The following is a 21,720-nucleotide window of genomic DNA, read 5'->3' as shown; positions in this document are numbered from 1 at the left end:
GTCTTCGGGCCGCTGTGCATACAAGGGTTGCGCGTCTCACGAAAAAAGGAACTTGCGTTTCACAGAGTGAGACGTGAGTATCGTTTCATGGACAACAGTAGCGGCGTCGGCGTTCTGGACAAGGCAGCCCTTGTCCTGAGCGCCCTGGAGTCCGGTCCGGCCACCCTCGCGGGTCTGGTCGCGGCGACCGGGCTGGCACGACCCACGGCCCACCGACTGGCCGTGGCTCTGGAACACCACCGCATGGTGGCACGGGACATGCAGGGCCGTTTCATTCTCGGCCCGCGTCTGGCAGAACTGGCCGCGGCCGCGGGTGAGGACCGCCTCCTCGCGACGGCGGGCCCGGTGCTCACCCACCTCCGTGACATCACCGGCGAGAGCGCCCAGCTCTACCGCCGCCAGGGCGACATGCGCATCTGCGTCGCCGCGGCGGAGCGCCTGTCCGGCCTCAGGGACACGGTCCCGGTCGGCTCGACGCTCACCATGAAGGCCGGCTCCTCGGCACAGATCCTGATGGCCTGGGAAGAGCCGGAGCGCCTGCACCGCGGCCTCCAGGGCGCCCGCTTCACGGCCACCGCGCTCTCGGGCGTACGGCGCCGCGGCTGGGCCCAGTCCATCGGCGAGCGGGAGCCGGGCGTCGCGTCCGTCTCAGCGCCCGTACGCGGCCCGTCCAACCGCGTGGTGGCCGCCGTGTCCGTCTCCGGCCCCATCGAGCGCCTGACGCGCCACCCGGGCCGTATGCACGCCCAGGCGGTCATCGACGCCGCCGCCCGCCTCTCCGAGGCGCTGCGCCGCACGGGCTGACCTCGGGGAAGCCTCCGGGACACGACCGGAGAGGGCCCGCCTCAACGCCGCGGCAGGCCCTCCCCCGATCCCCCGCCCCCCCTGGTCACCCGGATTTGGCCGCCGACCGGTGTGCGAACCGGTCCTTGGCGTACCGCCCCCGCTGCTCCAGCGGCACCTGGCCGTGCGCTCCCGCGAGACCGAAGGCGGGCATGTCGAAGTAGATCGACTCGTACGACCCCTCGGGCACCACGTACGTCTCGTGCCACAGCCCCACGTGCTGCCGGGCCTTCCCCGCCCTCTCCTTGCGGTTGAAGATCGCCCACGCCTTGTGGTGGAACATCTCCGGCGAGTGCGCGTAGGCGTACAGCTTCTCCTTCGACTCCCAGTACTGGACGACGTAGTACGTCCGCGGCGAGGCCGTCAGCATCACGTGCCCCAGCAGCCCCCGGTCACGGTCCCGCGCAAGCTCCCCAAGCATGCGGAACATCGACAGCATGACCGGCAGCCACTGGTGCACCGCCCAGAAGTGATTGACCCGCATCCCGATGAGCAGGACCACCACGTCCCCCTCGGCATTCGCGGTCGTGCGACCCGACACCGGCTTAGCGAACACGGCAGCCCCCTGCTCTCCTGTCGGATAGCGGCACTATCCTTCTGAGTGGTGCTTGGATAGTGGCACTTCCCAAGAAGGGACGCAAGAGATGCGACTGGCCGAGCTCAGCGAGCGCAGTGGGGTGTCCACCGCGACGATCAAGTACTACCTGCGCGAAGGGCTGTTGCCGCCGGGCCGCCAGATCAACGCCACGACCGCCGAGTACGACGAGGAGCACCTGCGCCGGCTGCGGCTGGTGCGGGCGATGATCCAGGTGGGCCGGGTGCCGGTGGCAACGGTCCGCGAGGTGCTCGGGCACGTGGACGACGACTCCCTGGGTCGCTCGATCCGGCTGGGCGCGGCACTGTGGGCGCTGCCGCAGGTGCCGGAGCCGGACGAGGACGACGAGTACGTCCAGGCCGCACGTGAAGAGGTCGACGCGCTCCTGGACCGGCTCGGCTGGGAGAACGCCAAGCGGCTCTCGACCATCTCCCCCGCGTACCGCTCGCTGGTGGTGGCGGTGGCCGCGTTCCGCCGGCTCGGCTACGGCTGGGGGGCCGAACTGATGGCTCCGTACGCCGAGTTGATGCACCGTACGGCCGTCCTTGATCTGGACAACATGGAGGCGCACCCCTCGGAGGAGGAGCGGATCGAGTTCGCGATCCTGGGGGCGATCATCAACGAGCCGATCCTGCAGTCGCTGCACCGGCTGGCCCAGGAGGAGGAGACAACGCGGCGGTACGGCTTCGAGTAACCGGCGCCGGGCACGACGAAGGCCCTCCGCCGAAGCGAAGGGCCTTTGTGTTGTACCCCCGACCGGATTCGAACCGGCGCTACCGCCTTGAGAGGGCGGCGTGCTAGGCCGCTACACAACGGGGGCGAGGATCTTACGTTTCCGCAGATCCGAGCTGGTCTACCTGGACTCGAACCAAGACTAACTGAACCAGAATCAGTCGTGCTGCCAATTACACCATAGACCAATGTGGTTTAGACCAGTTCGTACCCCCGACCGGATTCGAACCGGCGCTACCGCCTTGAGAGGGCGGCGTGCTAGGCCGCTACACAACGGGGGCCCTAGCGATCCCGAGTTGATCGAGATCAGTACCCCCGACCGGATTCGAACCGGCGCTACTGCCTTGAGAGGGCAGCGTGCTAGGCCGCTACACAACGGGGGCGGATGCAGATGAGCTCTGCGAGCTGGCCTACCTGGACTCGAACCAAGACTAACTGAACCAGAATCAGTCGTGCTGCCAATTACACCATAGGCCACTGGAACGCAAGCCCCTTCGGGGATTTTGTTCTAGTTTGCTCCTCCGGTTCCCGGCCTTTCGGCCCGCTCCCCGGCGGCGCAGGAAGAACATTACCTGAAGGTGGACGGGGCTCCAAAACGGGTATCCGAGCCAAGGATCGCGGGGAGTTCGGCGAGGGAGGCGATCCGGTGGCGGCCTTCGGGGGCGTCGCCGCTGGTCTGCGTGCCGTCACGGTCGATCCAGACCGACAGCAGTCCGGCGTCGGCTGCACCGCGCCCGTCGATCTCCGGGTGGTCACCGACGTACGCGACCTGGTGCGGGGCGAGTTCCAGGGCCTCGCAGGCGGCCAGGAAGGCGCCGGCCTCGGGCTTGGAGACGCCGAGTTCGGCGGCGCAGAGGATGACCTCGAAGCGGTCGTGCACGCCGAGTCTGCGCAGCTTGCGGTCCTGGACGGTGAGGCTGGAATTGGACAGCACCGCGTGTCGGTGGCTGGCGGCGAGGGCGTCCAGGGCCGGCAGGACGTCCGGGAAGAGGGCCCACGCCGTCTCGTAGTGCGTCATGTACCGCTGGAACCAGGCGTCGGCCTCGTTGTCGGTCAGCCGCTCGCCCAGGAACACCCGTATGCGTTCGCGGCGCTGGTCCTCGAAGGACACCTCGCCCGCAGAGAACCTCGCCCACTGCTGGTCGGTGATGTTCCGCCAGCGCGCCAGGGCCTGTTCGACGGTGGCGTACCCGTCGAGCAGGCCCTCGGCGGCGAGATGGCCGCGCATGCCCACGCGGTCCGCGGTCGTGTAGTCGAAGAGGGTGTCGTCGACGTCCCAGACCACGGCGCGGATGCTCATGATCCGACGGTAACGCGGGAGCCCGTGACGCGTCTCTCAGTTGACCGTGGTCGTGCCGGTCAGGGTCAGGTCCGGGCCCTGGCCGTCTCGGGGTTCGGCGGTGAGGGTCCAGGTGTAGGTGCCGGTGACCCGGGTGCCGTCCTGCCGGTAGCCGTCCCAGGAGGGGCGGACGGCGGCAGCTGTGGAGGTGCCGGTGAGGGTGCGGACGACCGTGCCGGTACCGGTGGCCAGGGTCAGGGTCCAGGTCGACGGCTTGCTGAGCTGCCAGACCGGTTTCCAGGGGTTGGAGGTGATCGGGCCGCTCGCCACGGGATCCGTCTGCGCCTCCGTCTGAGCCAGGGACGAGGTCGGGACGTCGGCGGTGACGAGCGCCACCTTGCCCTTGTCCGTGAGGTACGCGACGTTGCCGCCGAAGCGGTCCACGGCCCACCGTCCGTTGCTGCCGCCGGTGTTCTGGTCGGCGGTGGGCAGCACGGCCACGGTGCGTGTGGTCGCCGTACCGGTGTGGAAGTCGGTGAGCAGGAGTTCGTGGGTGGTGCGGTCCTCGCGGACCAGGTAGCCGTCGGCGAGGCGGGCCTGGCCGGAGGGCACCGTGATCGCGCGTCCGGCTGCGCGGTCGTAGACGCCGGCGGGGCCGGACGAGCCGCAGGACCAGTAGAGCCAGGCGTTGACGGCCTGGAGCTCGCTGGGGGTGCAGGGGGCGCCGGTGCTGACCGTGGCGACGTTCTTCTTCGTCTTGAGGTCGTAGGCGACGACGGTGCCCTGGGTGCTGCCCGGGGTCCACAGGCGCTGGCCCCAGACGGTGGCGGCGGTGCGGGTGCGGTTCAGGGCGGTCGTCCCGGCGGCGGCCTTGGGGAAGTCGGTGACCTTCTGCACTCCGGCGCTGCCGCCGTTGTAGAGCACGTAGCGGCCGGAGCCGCCGGCTATGCGGCCGCCGGAGTCGCCGGTGGGGGCGTTGCGGATGGTGGTCGGGTCCTCGCCGACGACGTTCACGGACTCCTTGCCGGCGGAGTCGGTCCACAGATAGGCGACCCGGCCGTCGCCGAGGGCCTCCAGCTGCGGGCAGGCGGTGTCGCCGGTCAGGCACGGGGACGCGGGGGCCAGCGTGGGGCCGCGTCGGGTCTGGAGGCCGGTCGGGCGGCCCGTCGTGTCCAGTGGGATGGTGTAGAAGCCGTAGATGCCGCCGGTGTGCGTGGTGTTGCCGTACAGCAGCAGTTCGCCGCCGGCGAGCGCGAGGCCGTCCGCCTTGGCCTGCCAGGCCGGGATGTCCTGCACCTTGGTGGTGGTGGCCGCGCCGTCGGCGGTGGGGGTGACCCGGTAGACGTGCCAGTCGACGGCGGACGGGCCCGCCGTGGCGAGGAGGCCGCCGTCGGGGGTGACCGTGAAGTAGCTCTTGGCGTCGGCGAGCAGCGTGTGCGTGGTGTTGTCGGTGAGCGAGACGGACCACAGGGCGGGGTCGACGAAGTACGGGTCGTCCTCGGTGCCGTAGCCGGTGAGCAACTGGTCGCCGACGACGGCCTTCGGCGTGCCGTTGTGCGGGGCCGTGATGGCCGTCGGTGCCGTGCCGGGGGCGGAGTCCACCCGGATCGCCTGGGTGGCGGAGGCCAGCCAGCGGTCGTTGAAGACGATCTTCGGTGCGTTCCCCGCGTTCGTCAGGTACGTACGGAAGGAGCCGTCCGCGAGGTCGATCAGGCCCACGCCGGTGGCGCCGTCCAGGGTGTAGAGCACGGCGGCGCGGCGTACCGAACCGCCGGCGAGGTAGCCGGTGGGCGTGGCTCCGGCCGGCAGTCCGGTCACCGGCAGGTCCGTGGTGGTGCCGTCGGCGGCGGCGCGCAGGACGTGCGGGGCGCCCGTGCCGTCCTGGGTCAGCACGCTCCAGCCCGAGGCGGCCTCGTAGGTCTGGCCGTCGGGGATCCGCACGTTCGCGGTGGCACCGGTGGAGCGGTGCTTCTGCGTGACCGTGCCTCCGCTGCGGGTGTTGCTGACATCGTTGCCGGAGGCCAGGTCGTCGGGCCCGGCATGCTGCGGCGGGGTGAAGTCCGGGTAGTCGACGGACGTCGCCGTGCCGGAACCGCTCTCGGGCAGCCAGTACTGGAACCCGGACGCCCCGGACCACACGTACCGCACCTCGGTCGGCACGGTCGAGCTCAGCTGCACGGTCGCCACGGGTGCGTCGGCGCTCGGCGCGGCCTGCGCCTGCGTGGTGAACACCGCGCAGGACAGGGCCACCACCCCGGTGAGCGCCGCCTCGGCAAGTCTTCGTGAACGGGTCACGTCCCCTCCCCCAAGTCACAGGACGATCAGGATGAGCTTGTGCCTCACCTGTACGGCGACCATGCAACGACCGTCCGGGGAGCGGGAGTCGCACGGAAGGGAGAACTCCGGGTGACGAGTCCGTGTACGCCAGGAGGGCGGCTTCCCGAACGGAAGCCGCCCTCCTGCCAGTTCACCGTGTCGGCGTCACCCTGCGGTGAGCTTCGCCAGCGCCGCGTCGATGCGTGCCAGCGTCTTGTCCTTGCCCAGGATCTCCAGGGACTCGAAGAGGGGCAGGCCGACCGTGCGGCCGGTGACGGCGACACGGACCGGGGCCTGGGCCTTGCCGAGCTTGAGGCCGTGGGCCTCGCCGGCGGCCAGGACGGCCTCCTTCAGGGACTCGGCGGAGGTCCAGTCGGCCGACTCCAGCTTCTCGCGGGCCGTACGGAGCAGGGCGTCCGAGCCCTCCTTCATCGCCTTCTGCCAGCTCGCCTCGTCCTCGGCCGGCTCCGGCAGGAACAGGAAGTCGACGTTGTCCGTGATCTCCGAGAGAACCTTCAGGCGGGTCTGGGCGTGCGGGGCGACCGCCTGCCACTTGGCCTCGTCGAAGTCCTCCGGCGCCCAGGGGGCGAACGGGGCCCTGAGCCACGGGGCGCAGCGCTCGGTGAAGTCCTTCACATCCAGCAGGCGGATGTGGTCGCCGTTGATCGCCTCGCACTTCTTGAGGTCGAAGCGGGCCGGGTTGGGGTTCACGTCCGCGATGTCGAAGGCCGCCACCATCTCCTCGATGGTGAAGATGTCCTGGTCCGCGGAGAGCGACCAGCCCAGCAGCGACAGGTAGTTGAGCAGGCCCTCCGGGAGGAAGCCACGCTCGCGGTAGAGGTTCAGCGACGACTGCGGGTCGCGCTTCGAGAGCTTCTTGTTGCCCTCGCCCATCACGTACGGCAGGTGGCCGAACTGCGGGATCTGCTTGGCGATGCCGAGCTCGATCAGCGCCTTGTAGAGGGCGACCTGGCGGGGGGTGGAGGAGAGCAGGTCCTCGCCGCGCAGGACGTGGGTGATCTCCATCAGGGCGTCGTCGACCGGGTTGACGAGCGTGTACAGCGGGGCGCCGTTCGCGCGCACGATGCCGTAGTCCGGGACGTTCTCCGGTGTGAAGGTGAGCTCGCCGCGGACCAGGTCCGTGAAGGTGATCGTCTCGTCGGGCATGCGGAAGCGGACGATCGGGGTGCGGCCCTGGGCCTTGTACTCCGCGACCTGCTCGTCGGTGAGGTCGCGGCAGTGGCCGTCGTAGCCGGACGGCTTGCCGGCGGCGCGGGCGGCCTCGCGGCGGGTGTCCAGCTCCTCCTGCGAGCAGTAGCAGTGGTACGCGTGACCGGCGTCCAGCAGCTTCCCGGCGACGTCCTTGTAGAGGTCCATGCGCTGCGACTGGCGGTACGGCGCGTGCGGGCCGCCGACCTCGGGGCCCTCGTCCCAGTCGAAGCCCAGCCAGCGCATGGAGTCGAGCAGCTGGTTGTACGACTCCTCCGAGTCGCGCGCCGCGTCGGTGTCCTCGATGCGGAAGACGAGCGTGCCCTGGTGGTGCCGGGCGAACGCCCAGTTGAACAGGGCGGTGCGGACCAGGCCCACATGGGGGTTACCGGTGGGCGAGGGGCAGAAACGGACGCGTACGGGGGAGCCGGGTGCGCTAGCCACGCTTGACAACCTTGTTGGTGAGAGTGCCGATGCCTTCGATGGTGACGGCGACCTCGTCGCCGACGGTGAGCGGCCCGACGCCTGCCGGGGTGCCCGTGAGGATCACGTCGCCGGGGAGCAGCGTCATGGCCTCGGAGATGTTGACGATCAGGTCCTCGATGGAGTGGATCATCTGGCTCGTCCGGCCGAGCTGGCGCTGCCCGCCGTTGACGGTGAGCTGGATGGTGAGATCCGACGCGGTCTTGAGGTCGAGGTCCGTCTCCACCCAGGGGCCGAGCGGGCAGGACGTGTCGAAGCCCTTGGCCCGCGCCCACTGCTTCTCGCGCTTCTGCACGTCACGGGCGGTGACGTCGTTCGCGCAGGTGTAGCCGAGGATGACGTCCGCCACGCGCTCGCGCGGGACCTCGCGGCACATACGGCCGATGACGACGGCCAGTTCGGCCTCGTGGTGCAGGTCCTCGGAGAAGGACGGGTACTGGATCTCGTCGCCGGGGCCGATCACCGAGGTGGACGGCTTGAAGAAGGCGAACGGGGCGTCGGGCACCTCGTTGCCGAGTTCGCGCGCGTGCTCCGCGTAGTTGCGGCCGAAGGCCACGACCTTGTTGGGGAGCACCGGCGGCAGCAGCCTCACCTTGCTCAGCGGGACCTTCGTACCGGAGAGTTCGAAGTCCGCGAACGGGATGCCCTTGATGATGTCGAGGACGAGCTCGTCCGGCTTGTCGCCCTCGACCGCGCCGAAGGCGACGTTCCCGTCGATGGAGAACCTGGCGATGCGCACGGGATGCTGCGCCCCTCACTTGAGCCGGCTGGAGTCTGACGCTCCAGGCTAACGCGGCAAGGGGGCTGCGCTTCCCGTATTCGGGGCGTGCGCGGCCGTGGTGAGTGATCTACGACCGTTGTGCGTACTACTGCGCGACGGAGGCCGTGGCGGGGACCTCCATCAGGATGGTGCGACGCGGGTTGGCCGTCTGGGAGGGGAGGTCGACGGAGTGCTCCGGCTGCTGCGGCGTCTGCAGTTCGTCGGCGTCCTCGAGGTGCGCCAGCGTCGTGCGCCGCGGGTTGGCTATGTTGCGGAACATCATCGTCGTCTTCACTGTTGTACGTGACCTTGTCGTCTACGGGCGTCCGGCCGGGTCCGAGGGCCTCTTACGCGGGCGCGGTTGTCAAAGTGTTACGTCTTGTAAAGCGTCAGGCTAAACATGCAATTCCCTTCCCAAGACGTGAAGACCCCATGATCAGCATGTGAGTTTGCTCACGACCCCGCAGGCAAAACGGTCAATTCAGGCCTGCAATTCACCCCCACGAAACGGACATTGCCCCCCTGAAGCCATCATTCCGCTCCTGATCATGGCGACTGGGACACCGCTTCCACCTGGGCGACTCGCTCACATAAGTCCGTTATGGACGAGATCACTTTCTACGTCCGGTAACCCCGCACTCACGTGCAGTCACGTGCGTCACGGCATAGTGCTCGGCCCTTGTTGGAGATCCGGCACTGTGCTGGAATTCCACGGACCGCCGCAGGATCGAGCCGGCGCACAGGGGGCGCAACGAGCGCCGCGTGGCGGCGAGAAGGGGGAGCCAGCGCCGGTCACTTCACGACCACAGGGGGCGCATTCAGGGCGCCACCTAAAACGCCGACACCGTGTCTTTCCGTTCACGCGGAGGGGCGCCTGGTCCAGAGGTTGCGACGCTAGTGCAGGGACGTTTCAAGAGGGATGGCAGTGCTTCGGCGGAGCCGGAGCCGCACGGCGGGACTGGCCCCAATGCCGGCAGTCCCTCCCCCCAGCACGCCCAGAACCCGGGCCCGGCACCGTCCGGCGACGGCGGAGAGCGCCCCGGGCGCCCCGGCGCGTCGGCACCCCCCGGGCCCCCCGGCTCCACCGCTCCGGCGGTCAAGCCGCCCAAGGGCCCGAGCGGCCCCGGATCGCGCGTTGCACTGCGCAACTGGCGCATCTCCACGCGCCTGGTGTCGCTGCTCGCGCTTCCCGTGGTGGCCGCCACCTCGCTGGGCGCGCTGCGCATCAGCGACAACATGGACGACATCCAGCAGCTCGACAACATGAAGCTGCTGACGGAGATGACCAAGCAGGCCACCGAGCTGGCCCAAGCGCTCCAGGACGAGCGCGACCTGGCCGCCGGTCCGCTGGCGCACGGCTCGAAGGCGAGCGACTACACGGTCAAGGGCTACCGGGACAAGACGGACCGGGCCAAGGCCAACTTCATCGACTCTGCCGAGGAGGTCGACACCTCCAACAAGGACGGCTCGCTCCAGGGCGTCCGCGAGAGCCTCGTCGGCGTGGTCGGCGACCTCGAACAGCTGTCGAAGATCCGCTCCAGCGCCTACCAGGCCAAGAACAACTCGACCCAGACCGTCGAGGCCTACCACCGTCTGGTCACGCACCTGCTGGACCTCTCCCAGGACATGGCCGAGGCCACCAGCAACCCCGAGATGATCCAGCGCACCCGCGCTCTGGCGTCCTTCTCCTCCGCCAAGGAGTACGCGTCGATGCAGCGCGCCGTTCTGGCGGCGGCGCTTCCCGCGAACAGCACCTCCATCGGCGACCTGTCGGAGAACGACCGGCTGTACGCGCAGTCGTCGCTGGAGAGCCAGAAGTCCGAGCTGCGCAGCTTCCGGAGCATCTACGGCACCGACAAGGCCACCGCTCTCCTCAAGCCCATCGAGGAGAACAACTCGACGATCACGGCCAGCGACAAGTACGCCAGCCGCGCCCTCGCCTCCCAGAACGCCCTGGACGACCTGCCGAAGCGCTCGTACCAGGACTGGGTGGACGACAGCTCGACCAAGATCGGGCAGATGAAGAAGATCGAGCACTCGCTGCTCGAGGACATGGAGCAGAAGGCCCGCGAGCTGCGCGCCGCCTCCGAGCGCGAGGCGATCATCTCCGGTGCGCTGATCCTGCTCGTGCTCGGCGTCTCCCTCGTCGGCGCCTTCGTCATCGCCCGCTCCATGATCCGCTCGCTGCGCCGTCTGCAGGAGACCGCCAACAAGGTCGCCCAGGACCGTCTGCCCGAGCTGGTCAAGCAGCTGTCGGAGTCGGACCCGCAGGACGTCGACACCTCCGTCGAGTCGGTCGGTGTGCACTCCCGGGACGAGATCGGCCAGGTGGCCGCGGCCTTCGACGACGTGCACCGCGAGGCGGTCCGCCTCGCCGCCGAGCAGGCCCTTCTGCGGGGCAACGTCAACGCGATGTTCACCAACCTCTCGCGCCGCTCCCAGGGTCTTATCCAGCGCCAGCTGTCGCTGATCTCCGAGCTCGAGTCCCGTGAGGCCGACCCGGACCAGCTGTCCTCGCTGTTCAAGCTCGACCACCTCGCGACGCGTATGCGCCGTAACGGTGAGAACCTCCTCGTCCTCGCCGGTGAAGAGCCCGGCCGCCGCTGGACCCGCCCGGTCCCGCTGGTCGACGTGCTCCGCGCCGCCGCCTCCGAGGTGGAGCAGTACGAGCGCATCGAACTGGCCGCCGTGCCCACCACCGAAGTGGCCGGCCGCGTGGTCAACGACCTCGTGCACCTCCTCGCCGAGCTGCTCGAGAACGCGACCTCCTTCTCCTCGCCGCAGACCAAGGTCAAGGTCACCGGTCACGCCCTGCCCGACGGCCGGGTGCTGATCGAGATCCACGACACCGGTATCGGCCTCTCCCCCGAGGACCTCGCGGCGATCAACGAGCGGCTCGCCTCGCCGCCCACCGTGGACGTGTCGGTCTCCCGCCGCATGGGTCTGTTCGTGGTCGGTCGTCTGTCGCAGCGCCACGGCATCCGCATCCAGCTGCGCCCGTCCGACTCCGGTGGTACGACCGCGCTGGTCATGCTGCCCGTCGATGTCGCCCAGGGCGGCAAGAAGCCGCAGCCCAAGCCGGGTCAGGGCGCCGGTGCCTCCGGTGGTCCGGCCGCCGCGCAGGCCGCCGCAGGTGTGGCCGCCGCACGGCGCCAGGCCGGTGCCGGCGCGCCCGGTGGTGGCGCCCTCGGTGCCGGTGCGTCCGCCGGTGGTGGTCTGCTCGGTGCCGGTCAGGGCCCGCGGGCCGCACTGCCGGGTGCGGGCGACGGCCGTCCGGGTGCGCCGGGCGGAGCACGTGGACCGCAGTCTCCGGCAGCCCCGCAGCAGGGTCGGCCGGCTCCCGCCGGTGCGGGCGCCGGGTTCGGTCAGGTGCCGGGTGCGCCGCAGGGCCTGCAGGCCGCGGGCATGGGTCAGGACAGCTTCGGCGGCGCTCGTGGCGCCGTACCGCCGCAGTCCCCGGCCGCGGGCGCTCCCGAGCAGCAGGAGGGCCGCGGCCGGCGTGGCCGTCAGCCGCAGCTGCCGGGCCGTGGCGGTCCGCGGGCCGAGCTGCCGGGCGGCAACCCGCAGCCCCGGCCGAGCTGGAGCGACGAGAACGCGCAGCCGCCGGTGCCGCGTGCCTCGCTCGACACCCCGCGCGGCCACGACGAGACCTCCCGGATGCCGCGCATCGACTCGACGTCCGAGATGCCGGCGATCCCGCGGTCCGAGGACCGGCAGGGTCCCGGTTCCACGTCCGAGTTCGGGCGCCCCGACTTCGGTGCCCCGGCGCCGGGCAACCCGCAGCACACCGGCCAGTTCGCCGCCCAGGACTTCGGCGCGCAGCAGCCGAGCACGAACGGTTCGCAGAACACGGGCCAGTTCGTCCGCTCGGACGTCTTCGGCGCTCCGTCCGGCCAGAACGGGCGAGGCGGCCGCGACGGGTCGAACAACCCGAACAACCCCGCCAACACGGGCCAGTTCGCGATCCCGCAGGCGTACGACTCCAGCTCGACGGGCCAGTTCGCCACGCCGGGCTACGACAACGGCTCCACCGGGCAGCACTCCCTCCCGGGCCGCCAGAACCCCAGTGACACAGGGCAGTTCGAGCGTCCGCAGCCGGGTGGCGACTTCGGTGCTCCGCGGCCGCAGGTCCCGCCGCGTCCGCAGCAGCGGCCCGTCCGCCAGGAACCCGAGGCCCTGCCGCCGGCGGGCCCGGGTGACGGCCGTACTCCGCTGTACGACACGCTGGAGACCAACTGGTTCCACGGCAGCCAGCAGGGCGGTCAGCAGAGCAACGGCTCCGCACCGGCCCCGCAGCAGCCGCAGGCTCCGGCCGCCCCCGCCGCTCCCGCGGCTCCGCAGCACTCTGCGGCTTCACAGCGTCCCGCCACTTCTTCCTGGCGCACCTCGCCGAACGACGATCTCGTCCGGCAGGCGGAGCGTGTCAGGCAGCCGGCGGCGGGCGGCGTCACCACCTCCGGCCTGCCGCGCCGGGTGCCCCGGGCAAACCTCGTTCCGGGCACGGCTCAGCAGCAACAGCACCAAGCCGGTCCGCAGGTCTCGCGTGCGCCTGACGACGTACGCGGCCGGCTGACCAATCTCCGTCGGGGCATCGCGCAGGGTCGCCAGGCCGGTACCGGTACCGGTCAGACCGGCAGTTTCCCGAGCCCCACTCACCAGCAGGAGCGTTAGTTGAGCCAGATGAGCCAGGCGGCACAGAACCTCAACTGGTTGATCACCAACTTCGTGGACAACACCCCCGGTGTGTCCCACACCGTCGTCGTATCCGCCGACGGTCTCCTTCTGGCGATGTCGGAAGGCTTCCCGCGGGACCGCGCAGACCAGCTGGCGGCCGTGGCGTCCGGGCTCACCTCGCTGACGGCCGGGGCCTCCCGGATCTTCGAGGGCGGTAACGTGGCGCAGACGGTCGTCGAGATGGAGCGGGGTTTCCTGTTCCTGATGTCCGTCTCGGACGGCTCGTCCCTGGCCGTGCTCGCGCACCCGGAGTGCGACATCGGCCTGGTCGGCTACGAGATGGCGCTGCTCGTCGACCGGGCAGGTGCGGTCCTCACACCGGACCTGCGGGCCGAACTACAGGGCAGTCTGCTCCACTGACCCGCCCAGGATCCACCCCCGTCACCACATCACCGTCCGGCCGCCACAATCCCCCCACGGCCAGTCAGACGGCCAGCCCGACCGATTGCTGTCCCGCCCGGAGGATTCATGACCCCGCCCACCGCCTCTCATGATCCGTACGCGGAGCCGTACGAGGATGAGGGCGACCAGCCACTGGTACGTCCGTACGCGATGACCGGTGGCCGGACCCGGCCCCGCTATCAGCTCGCCATCGAGGCGCTGATCAGCACCACGGCCGACCCGGCAGCGCTCATGGGGCTGCTCCCGGAGCACCAGCGCATCTGCCACCTGTGCCGTGAGGTGAAGTCGGTCGCGGAGGTGTCGGCGCTCCTGTCCATGCCGCTGGGCGTGGCCCGGATCCTTGTCGCGGACCTGGCCGAGGCCGGGCTCGTCGCCATCCACCAGCCTGGTGGCGACGAGACGACCGGTGCGCCGGACGTGACCCTGCTCGAAAGGGTGCTCAGTGGACTTCGCAAGCTCTGAACCGAGTCGTGCCACCACCTCCGCGAAGATCGTGGTGGCGGGCGGCTTCGGCGTGGGCAAGACCACGTTCGTCGGCGCCGTCTCGGAGATCAACCCGCTGCGCACGGAGGCCGTGATGACGTCCGCGAGCGCGGGCATCGACGACCTCACGCACACCGGGGACAAGACCACCACCACGGTGGCCATGGACTTCGGCCGTATCACCCTGGACCAGGACCTGATCCTGTACCTCTTCGGTACGCCGGGCCAGGACCGGTTCTGGTTCATGTGGGACGACCTGGTGCGCGGTGCGATCGGCGCGGTGGTGCTCGTGGACACCCGGCGCCTGGCGGACTGCTTCCCCGCGGTCGACTACTTCGAGAACAGCGGCCTGCCCTTCGTCGTCGCGCTGAACGGCTTCGACGGGCACCAGCCGTACGCTCCCGAGGAGGTGCGCGAGGCGCTGCAGATCGGGCCGGACACCCCGATCATCACGACGGACGCCCGGCACCGTTCGGACGCGAAGAGCGCACTGATCACACTGGTCGAGCACGCTCTCATGGCACGGCTGAGGTAACACTCAAATCAGCCATGTCATACGGCAGTTGTCGTAGACGCATCGGAGCCGGCTGTGGCCTTTGACACGGTCGGCCCCGGTGTTCATAACGTTTCGGGAGAGGAATCGGGTGGCACGGCCACTCGTCGCTGTCAACCGGTCTCGCTGCGCTCACATTGGCCCCGTCTTTTGACGGGGCTCGCTCTTTATGACCGTTTTATCTGGGTCTTACATCACACGGAATCCTCGCTTTCCACTGTTTGGAAGAGCGCAGGTCGTCGTGCTGGAATGCGTGAACTGCCCAATAGTCAAAGACGTACTCAGTAGTACTGCGTACTCAAGGGCGTACTGGGCTCTGAGACACTGCGGCACATCGTTGGTGCCGACCGCCGGAAGGTTGTTGGTCGAGTGAGGCGAAGCAAGAACGGTCCCGAGCCGTCGGCCCGGGGCAACTTCACCCCGCCGCCGCGCGGAGCGGCGCCCGCCCCTGTGCCCGGTTCGGAGCCGACGGCCGTACCCGCTCCGAGCGGCGGCCGTTTCTCCCCCCGCAACTGGCGGGTGCCGACCCGGCTGAACGCGATCCTGCTCATACCCGTGATGGTCGGCCTCGTGATGGGCGGCTTCCAGGTGAAGAGCTCGATCGACACCTGGCAGGAGGCACAGGACGCGGAGAACACCGCACGTCTGGTGCGGGCCTCCCTGACCTATGCCAACGCGGTGAACAACGAGCGCGACATCACCGCGGCACCGCTGCTCAAGGGCAAGAGCGCGACCGCCAAGGACAAAGCGACGATCGCCGCGGCCCGCAAGGCCACGGACGACGCAGCCGACGCCTTCGACGAGGCGGCGCAGAACATGCCGCAGAAGGCCGGCCTGCTGCGCCGCCTCAAGCTGTTCCGCCAGGCCGAGCCCCAGCTGGCCACCCTGCGCGCGACCGCGTACTCCTCGAAGGTCCACGGCGTGGAGACCGAAGAGGGCTACGTCGCGGTCGCCCACCCCCTGATGGAGTTCGCCAACGAGCTGGGCCTGGGCACGGGCAACATCACCAGCTACGGCCGGACCGTCTACGCCATCTCGCTCACCCAGGCCGCCCTGTCGCTGGAGCGGTCGATCGGCATGCACCTGCTGATCAGCCCCGGCCCCAAGAAGGACGACCTCGCCAAGCAGCGCGTGGCCCTCTCCTCCTACGCCTACCTCGAGGGCATCGCCATCGAGGAGTACAAGGCCGGCGGCACCGAGGCGGACGCGCAGAAGCTCATCGACCTCGAGGCGAAGGCCAGGACCGAGGGCGTGGCCCAGGCCAAGCAGGCCGCCGCGCAGGCAGCGGCCAACAACCAGGCCTACGTACCGCCGCCGTCCGGCGACACGGCCATGGTCACGGCCCTCTCGGCACTGCAGACCACCGACACCGGCGCCCGCGCCCAGCTCGCCGCGAAGGGCATCACCGCGGAGAACTGGTGGGGGGTCACCACCCTCCGGGCCAACGTCTACCGGCAGATCCAGTCGGACATGGCCGACAAGGCCGTGAACGAGGCCTCGGACATCGCCGACAACGCCAAGCGTGACGCCTTGATCACCGGTGCCGCCGTCGTCGTCGCCCTGCTCCTGGCGTTCATCCTGGCCGGTGCCGTGGCCCGCCAGATGTCCCGCTCGATGCGCCAGCTGCGCAACGCCGCCTTCGGCATCGCCGAGCAGCGTCTGCCGATGCTGGTCGACCAGCTCTCGCGCACCGACCCGGGCCGTGTCGACACCCGGGTCCAGCCCATCCCGATCAACACCCGCGACGAGATCGGCGAGGTCGCCCGCGCCTTCGACCAGGTCCACCGCGAGGCCGTGCGACTCGCCGCCGAGCAGGCCCTGCTCCGGGGCAACATCAACGCGATCTTCACCAACCTGTCGCGCCGCAACCAGTCGCTGATCGAGGGCCAGCTGACCCTGATCACGGACCTGGAGAACAACGAGGCCGACCCGGACCAGCTGGAGAACCTCTTCCGCCTGGACCACCTCGCGACCCGTATGCGCCGCAACGGCGAGAACCTCCTGGTCCTCGCCGGCGAGGAGCCCGGCCGCCGCTGGGACCAGCCGGTCCCGCTGGTCGACGTCCTGCGCGCCGCCTCCTCCGAGGTGGAGCAGTACGAGCGCATCGAGCTCTCCGGCGTCCCGGAGGCCGAGATCCACGGCCGCGCGGTCACCGACCTCGTGCACCTGCTGGCCGAGCTGCTGGAGAACGCGACGACGTTCTCCTCCCCGCAGACCAAGGTCCGCGTCACCGCGACCCGTCTGCCCGACGGCCGCATCATGATCGAGATCCACGACAAGGGCATCGGCCTGACCGCCGAGGACTTCGCGGACATCAACCACAAGCTGGCCAACCCGCCGACCGTGGACGCCGCGATCTCCCAGCGCATGGGCCTGTTCGTGGTCGGCCGGCTGTCCGACCGGCACGGCATCCGCGTCCAGCTGCGCCCCTCCGGCGAGCAGGCCGGCACCACCTCGCTGGTCATGCTGCCCGACGCGATCACCCACGGCGGTGGCGGCGAGCAGCAGCCGCGCGACGAGTTCACGGTCTCGCAGATCATCCCGGAGCAGAACTACCAGGGTGAGGACTTCAACAACGGCCTGCCGATGCGCACGGCCGCGGAGCTCGGCTTCGACGACAGCCGCTACATCGACGTCCCGGACGACATACGCGAGCTGGACCCCGTCGGCCGCTCGCTGATGCGCGAGGAGCGCCGTGCGGCCCTGGAGGCCCAGTCGCACGGCGACGAGCCGGCCCAGGAGTCCCCGGAGACCCCGTACGCCGACGCGTTCGACCAGCCGTCCTACGACAACGGCCGCGGCGGCTTCCCGGAGCAGCAGCCCGGCGGCTACGACCCGCGCCCGGCGTACGACGAGCCGCAGCAGACTCCGTACGAGGAGCAGCAGCGCCCCGCGTACGACGAGCCGGCTCAGCGTCCGTCGTACGACGAGCCGTACTACGCGCCGAACGGCGGGCTGCCGCAGAACGACACGTTCTCGTCGAACGGCGGCTACCCCGAGCCCTCGTATGCGGAGCCGGTCCGCGAGGAGCCCGCCGCCACCCGCGCCTCCGCCCCGGAGTCCTTCCCGGCCTTCCAGGAGCGGCGCCAGCAGGACGATTGGCCGCAGCAGGACGGCTACCAGAACGGGTACTCGTCCGAGTACGCTCCGGAAACGGAATCTGCTCAGGCCGCTGACGTGAGCGAGCGTGACCGCGTAGGCTTCGACCGTCCGGGACCGGCCTCTTCCGCCGCTCACGCGCTGACCGACGCCGGACTGCCCCGCCGCGGTTCCTTCGGTGGCGGTGCGAACGGCACGAGCGGTTCGAACGGCGCGCGGCACGTGAGCCAGGAGGCGCCGGCCCCCGCACCGGCGAGCAACGGCAACGGAAGCGGCCCCGGCGGCGACTGGCGTTCGGCGAACGACGAGCGCTGGCAGCAGGCCTCGGCGCTCCGGAAGCCCAAGGCGGGCGGGGTCACCTCCTCCGGCCTGCCGCGGCGGGTGCCCAAGGCCAACCTGGTCGAGGGAGCCGCCGAGACCACCCCCCAGGGCGGCCCATCGGTCTCCCGCGCCCCGGAGGACGTCCGGGGCAGGCTGAGCAACCTGCGCCGAGGCGTCCAGCGCGGACGCAACGCAGGCAGTGAAACGAACGGTCAGGGCTTCGGCTCTGACAGCACCTACAACCAGGAGCGTTAGTGTGAGCCCGATGAGCCAGGCGGCACAGAACCTGAACTGGTTGATCACCAACTTCGTGGACAACACCCCGGGGGTGTCCCACACCGTGGTGGTCTCCGCCGACGGACTCCTTCTGGCGATGTCCGAAGGTTTTCCCCGCGACCGCGCCGACCAGCTTGCGGCCGTCGCCTCCGGTCTGACGTCACTGACGGCGGGCGCCTCCCGGATCTTCGAGGGCGGCGCCGTGAACCAGACGGTTGTGGAGATGGAGCGGGGATTCCTGTTCATCATGTCCGTATCCGACGGTTCCTCGCTCGCGGTTCTCGCTCATCCCGAGGCGGACATCGGCCTCATTGGGTACGAGATGGCACTTCTGGTCGACCGTGCCGGTACGGTCCTGACACCGGATCTTCGTGCGGAGCTCCAGGGCAGCCTGCTCAACTGACAGACAGACGGTGCGTTTTGGCGTCCCGGGGCCGTAAGGTTTCGGGACGCGGCTCCACAGGGATTGGGTGCCCGGCACAGTCGGAGGAGGAGAAAGTGGCAACACCCCCAGGCGGTTCGAATTCGGGCAACTGGTCGTACGGCCCTGCCCAGGGCCAGGGCGGCGGTTCCCAGAACCCGAACCGTTACAACTTCCCCTCCACCCCGAGCCAGCGGCGTCAGCACCCGTACGCGCCCCAGGGTCCGCAGGGTCCCGGCCCGTCGCCGTACGACCAGCCGCCGGCGCCGCGCATCCAGCCCGTGCAGCCGCAGCGACGTGCTCCTGAGCCGGCCCCCGCAGGGTCGTCGAACAACCCCTTGGTGCGTCCGTACGCCATGACCGGCGGCCGGACGCGCCCGCGCTACCAGCTCGCCATCGAGGCGCTGGTGCACACCACCGCGCAGCCGCACCAGATGCAGGGCCAGCTGCCCGAGCATCAGCGGATCTGCAACCTCTGCCGCGAGATCAAGTCGGTGGCGGAAATCTCCGCCCTCCTGACGATCCCTCTCGGCGTGGCCAGGATCCTCGTCGCCGACTTGGCGGAGGCGGGACTGGTCGCCATCCATCAGCCCGGCGGCGACGAGAACGCCGGCGGCCAGCCAGACGTGACACTGCTCGAAAGGGTGCTCAGTGGACTTCGCAAGCTCTAGCGGCGGTCCTTCCCGCTCCACCACCTCGGCGAAGATCGTGGTGGCGGGTGGCTTCGGCGTGGGCAAGACCACGTTCGTCGGGGCCGTCTCGGAGATCAACCCGCTGCGTACCGAGGCCGTCATGACGTCTGCTTCGGCAGGCATCGACGACCTCACCCACACCGGGGACAAGACCACCACCACGGTGGCCATGGACTTCGGCCGTATCACCCTGGACCAGGACCTGATCCTGTACCTCTTCGGCACCCCGGGTCAGGACCGGTTCTGGTTCATGTGGGACGACCTGGTGCGCGGTGCGATCGGTGCGATTGTGCTGGTTGACACCAGGCGCCTTGCTGACTGCTTCCCGGCTGTCGACTACTTCGAGAACTCGGGGCTTCCTTTTGTGATCGCTCTGAATGGGTTTGACGGGAATCAGCCGTACAACCCGGACGAGGTGCGGGAGGCTCTGCAGATCGGGCCGGACACTCCGATCATCACGACTGATGCGCGGCATCGGGCGGATGCGAAGTCTGCGCTGATCACGCTCGTTGAGCATGCGTTGATGGCTCGGCTGCGGTAGGTAGATCTTTGCGGCCACTGGGCTGCCTCGGACGGTTGTTTGCCGTCTGCGGCGGCCCAGTGGCTTGTCGCGCCCACGCGGCGGAGCCGCAAATCGATACAGCCCCGCGCCCCTGGCAAGGCGAAGGGCCCCTCTCTTTCGAGAGGGGCCCTTCGCCTTGCTTGCGGCCTCAGTGCCAGCTGTGCGGAGCCCGGAAGCCGGGCTCGCGCTCCAGGCGGCGCCAGCCGGCCTTGGGGTGGGCGCGGTGGGGCTGGGTGTCCGACGGGGCGGCTGCGGCGCGGGCCAGGAGGACGGCCGTGATGGCGGCGACTTCCTCGGGCTCGGCGTGGCCCTTCTCGACACGAATGTCAGGGGTGTTCATAGGTCTCAGTCTCCGTGAGAGAGGTTTCCGCGAGGGTGTCGCGGAGGGTCCGCTGGGTTACTGCGGAGGGTTGCCGTGCTTACGCGACGGCAGGTCGGCGTGCTTGGTCTGCAGCATCGCCAGGGAGCGGATGAGGATCTCGCGGGTTTCGGTCGGGTCGATGACGTCGTCGACCAGGCCACGCTCGGCCGCGTAGTACGGGTGCATCAGCTCCGACTTGTACTCCTTGACCATGCGGGCCCGCATGGCCTCGGGGTCCTCGGCCTCTGCGATCTGTCGCCGGAAGATGACGTTGGCGGCCCCTTCGGCGCCCATCACGGCGATCTCGTTCGTCGGCCAGGCGTAGGTGAGGTCGGCACCGATGGACTGGCTGTCCATGACGATGTAGGCGCCTCCGTACGCCTTGCGCAGGATCAGCGAAATCCGCGGCACGGTCGCGTTGCAGTAGGCGTATAGGAGCTTCGCGCCGTGGCGGATGATGCCGCCGTGCTCCTGGTCGACACCGGGGAGGAACCCCGGGACGTCCAGGAAGGTGACGATCGGGATGTTAAAAGCGTCACACATCTGGACGAAACGCGCAGCTTTTTCCGACGCCTCGATGTCCAGGACGCCCGCGAGGGTCTGCGGCTGGTTGGCGACGATGCCGACCACCTGGCCGTCCAGGCGGCCCAGCGCGCAGATGATGTTGCGGGCCCAGCGCTCGTGCACCTCGAGGTACTCGCCGTCGTCGACGATCTCCTCGATCACCTTGGCCATGTCGTACGGCCGGTTGCCGTCCGCCGGGACCAGGTCGAGCAGCACGTCGCTACGGCGGTCCGCCGCGTCCGTGGAGTCCACCCGCGGCGGGTTCTCCCGGTTGTTCTGCGGGAGCAGCGAGAGGAGGTAGCGGACCTCGGCGATGCAGGTCTCTTCGTCGTCGTAGGCGAAGTGGCAGACGCCGGAGGTCTCCGCGTGGACGTCCGCGCCGCCCAGGCCGTTCTGGGTGATCTCCTCGCCGGTGACCGCCTTGACCACGTCGGGGCCGGTGATGAACATCTGCGAGGTCTCGCGGACCATGAAGACGAAGTCCGTCAGGGCGGGGCTGTAGGCCGCGCCGCCGGCGCAGGGGCCGAGCATCACCGAGATCTGCGGGATGACCCCGGACGCCCTGGTGTTGCGCTGGAAGATGCCGCCGTAGCCCGCCAGGGCCGAGACACCTTCCTGGATGCGGGCGCCCGCGCCGTCGTTCAGCGACACCAGCGGCGCCCCGGCCGCGATGGCCATGTCCATGATCTTGTGGATCTTGGTGGCGTGGGCCTCGCCCAGCGCGCCGCCGAAGATGCGGAAGTCATGGGCGTAGACGAAGACCGTGCGGCCCTCCACCGTGCCCCAGCCGGTGATCACACCGTCCGTGTACGGCTTCTTGGCCTCCAGGCCGAAGCCGACCGCGCGGTGCCGGCGCAGCTGCTCGACCTCCTGGAAGGAGCCCGCATCCAGCAGCAGCTCGATGCGCTCCCGGCCGGTCAGCTTGCCCTTGGCGTGCTGCGCCTCGGTCGCCTTCTCGCTCGGGCCGGCCAGCGCCTGCGCACGGATCTCGTGCAGCTCGGCCACGCGCCCGCGCGCGTCCGTCGGCTCACCCGT

The 21,720-nt window shown here is 69.7% G+C and carries 18 protein-coding genes and 5 tRNA genes; 10 read left to right on the top strand and 13 right to left on the bottom strand.

All coding sequences use genetic code 11. From position 1 onward, the window contains the following. The first annotated feature begins 87 nt into the window (after nucleotides 1–87). Nucleotides 88–804, top strand: a complete 717-nt coding sequence (ndgR, locus tag ACFY10_RS26500) for an IclR family transcriptional regulator NdgR (protein WP_007384919.1) — start codon at nucleotides 88–90, stop codon at nucleotides 802–804. A gap of 85 nt (nucleotides 805–889) precedes the next feature. Here ndgR and ACFY10_RS26495 read toward each other — a convergent pair whose 3' ends face one another. Next, nucleotides 890–1,399, bottom strand: a complete 510-nt coding sequence (locus ACFY10_RS26495) for a DUF4188 domain-containing protein (protein WP_390667697.1) — start codon at nucleotides 1,397–1,399, stop codon at nucleotides 890–892. Between the two features lie 88 nt (nucleotides 1,400–1,487). On the opposite strand from ACFY10_RS26495, the gene ACFY10_RS26490 reads away from it, so the two are divergent. After that, nucleotides 1,488–2,132 (top strand): MerR family transcriptional regulator, encoded by a 645-nt coding sequence (locus tag ACFY10_RS26490; protein WP_390667696.1) that lies wholly within the window; start codon nucleotides 1,488–1,490, stop codon nucleotides 2,130–2,132. Between the two features lie 53 nt (nucleotides 2,133–2,185). Here ACFY10_RS26490 and ACFY10_RS26485 read toward each other — a convergent pair. The 10 genes from ACFY10_RS26485 to ACFY10_RS26440 form a co-directional block, all read right to left on the bottom strand. Continuing rightward, a tRNA-Glu gene (locus tag ACFY10_RS26485) sits at nucleotides 2,186–2,258 on the bottom strand. Nucleotides 2,259–2,286: 28 nt separating this feature from the next. Then, nucleotides 2,287–2,358: transfer RNA gene (locus ACFY10_RS26480), tRNA-Gln, on the bottom strand. A gap of 20 nt (nucleotides 2,359–2,378) precedes the next feature. Beyond that, nucleotides 2,379–2,451 (bottom strand) — tRNA-Glu (locus ACFY10_RS26475). 29 nt (nucleotides 2,452–2,480) lie between these two features. Further along, nucleotides 2,481–2,553, bottom strand: a tRNA-Glu gene (locus ACFY10_RS26470). A 22-nt stretch (nucleotides 2,554–2,575) separates the two neighbouring features. Beyond that, nucleotides 2,576–2,647 (bottom strand) — tRNA-Gln (locus ACFY10_RS26465). A gap of 91 nt (nucleotides 2,648–2,738) precedes the next feature. Then, the gene (locus tag ACFY10_RS26460; protein WP_390667695.1) at nucleotides 2,739–3,470 is read right to left on the bottom strand and encodes an HAD family hydrolase; all 732 of its coding nucleotides are present in this window, start codon (nucleotides 3,468–3,470) and stop codon (nucleotides 2,739–2,741) included. Between the two features lie 36 nt (nucleotides 3,471–3,506). Continuing rightward, nucleotides 3,507–5,744, bottom strand: a complete 2,238-nt coding sequence (locus tag ACFY10_RS26455) for a hypothetical protein (RefSeq protein WP_390667694.1) — start codon at nucleotides 5,742–5,744, stop codon at nucleotides 3,507–3,509. A gap of 186 nt (nucleotides 5,745–5,930) precedes the next feature. Further along, nucleotides 5,931–7,418 carry a glutamate--tRNA ligase gene (gltX, locus tag ACFY10_RS26450; protein WP_390667693.1) on the bottom strand — a complete coding sequence of 496 codons (1,488 nt, stop codon included), beginning with the start codon at nucleotides 7,416–7,418 and terminating at the stop codon, nucleotides 5,931–5,933. After that, nucleotides 7,411–8,196: a fumarylacetoacetate hydrolase family protein gene (locus ACFY10_RS26445; protein WP_390667692.1), complete on the bottom strand. Its 786-nt coding sequence runs from the start codon at nucleotides 8,194–8,196 to the stop codon at nucleotides 7,411–7,413. Before ACFY10_RS26445 ends, gltX begins: the two co-directional genes overlap by 8 nt. Nucleotides 8,197–8,323: 127 nt before the next feature. Next, the gene (locus ACFY10_RS26440) at nucleotides 8,324–8,512 is read right to left on the bottom strand and encodes a hypothetical protein (RefSeq protein WP_390667691.1); all 189 of its coding nucleotides are present in this window, start codon (nucleotides 8,510–8,512) and stop codon (nucleotides 8,324–8,326) included. A gap of 602 nt (nucleotides 8,513–9,114) precedes the next feature. Between ACFY10_RS26440 and ACFY10_RS26435 the strand changes: the two genes are divergently transcribed. The 8 genes from ACFY10_RS26435 (at nucleotide 9,115) to ACFY10_RS26400 (ending at nucleotide 19,739) form a co-directional block, all read left to right on the top strand. Beyond that, on the top strand, nucleotides 9,115–12,888 hold the full coding sequence (locus ACFY10_RS26435; RefSeq protein ID WP_390667690.1) for a nitrate- and nitrite sensing domain-containing protein: 3,774 nt from the start codon (nucleotides 9,115–9,117) through the stop codon (nucleotides 12,886–12,888). A 9-nt stretch (nucleotides 12,889–12,897) separates the two neighbouring features. Next, nucleotides 12,898–13,311 carry a roadblock/LC7 domain-containing protein gene (locus tag ACFY10_RS26430; protein WP_003973453.1) on the top strand — a complete coding sequence of 138 codons (414 nt, stop codon included), beginning with the start codon at nucleotides 12,898–12,900 and terminating at the stop codon, nucleotides 13,309–13,311. Nucleotides 13,312–13,419: 108 nt separating this feature from the next. Continuing rightward, a complete protein-coding gene (locus ACFY10_RS26425) occupies nucleotides 13,420–13,815 on the top strand; it encodes a DUF742 domain-containing protein (protein ID WP_030943001.1) in 396 nt (131 codons plus the stop codon). After that, nucleotides 13,796–14,371: an ATP/GTP-binding protein gene (locus tag ACFY10_RS26420; RefSeq protein ID WP_390667689.1), complete on the top strand. Its 576-nt coding sequence runs from the start codon at nucleotides 13,796–13,798 to the stop codon at nucleotides 14,369–14,371. Before ACFY10_RS26425 ends, ACFY10_RS26420 begins: the two co-directional genes overlap by 20 nt. 387 nt (nucleotides 14,372–14,758) lie before the next feature. Beyond that, complete coding sequence (locus ACFY10_RS26415) at nucleotides 14,759–18,064, top strand: nitrate- and nitrite sensing domain-containing protein (protein WP_390667688.1); 3,306 nt, start codon at nucleotides 14,759–14,761, stop codon at nucleotides 18,062–18,064. Between the two features lie 10 nt (nucleotides 18,065–18,074). Next, complete coding sequence (locus ACFY10_RS26410; protein WP_003993185.1) at nucleotides 18,075–18,488, top strand: roadblock/LC7 domain-containing protein; 414 nt, start codon at nucleotides 18,075–18,077, stop codon at nucleotides 18,486–18,488. Nucleotides 18,489–18,583: 95 nt separating this feature from the next. Next, nucleotides 18,584–19,177, top strand: coding sequence for a DUF742 domain-containing protein (locus ACFY10_RS26405; RefSeq protein WP_030942992.1), 594 nt, complete (start codon nucleotides 18,584–18,586; stop codon nucleotides 19,175–19,177). Beyond that, nucleotides 19,158–19,739 carry an ATP/GTP-binding protein gene (locus ACFY10_RS26400; RefSeq protein WP_026248371.1) on the top strand — a complete coding sequence of 194 codons (582 nt, stop codon included), beginning with the start codon at nucleotides 19,158–19,160 and terminating at the stop codon, nucleotides 19,737–19,739. The genes ACFY10_RS26405 and ACFY10_RS26400 overlap by 20 nt, the downstream gene beginning before the upstream one ends. A 169-nt stretch (nucleotides 19,740–19,908) precedes the next feature. Here the strand turns inward: ACFY10_RS26400 and ACFY10_RS26395 are convergent, their stop codons facing one another. Together ACFY10_RS26395 and ACFY10_RS26390 are read right to left on the bottom strand one after the other, a co-directional pair. Continuing rightward, nucleotides 19,909–20,100 carry an acyl-CoA carboxylase subunit epsilon gene (locus ACFY10_RS26395; RefSeq protein WP_390667687.1) on the bottom strand — a complete coding sequence of 64 codons (192 nt, stop codon included), beginning with the start codon at nucleotides 20,098–20,100 and terminating at the stop codon, nucleotides 19,909–19,911. Nucleotides 20,101–20,157: 57 nt separating this feature from the next. Next, the gene (locus ACFY10_RS26390) at nucleotides 20,158–21,690 is read right to left on the bottom strand and encodes an acyl-CoA carboxylase subunit beta (protein ID WP_390667881.1); all 1,533 of its coding nucleotides are present in this window, start codon (nucleotides 21,688–21,690) and stop codon (nucleotides 20,158–20,160) included. Between the last annotated feature and the right edge of the window lie 30 nt (nucleotides 21,691–21,720).

It is taken from the genome of Streptomyces sp. NPDC001401, assembly GCF_042895385.1.
Classification (GTDB): Bacteria; Actinomycetota; Actinomycetes; order Streptomycetales; family Streptomycetaceae; genus Streptomyces.
Note: the sequence above shows the minus strand (reverse complement) of the source record. Positions and strands in the feature narration are given on the sequence as shown.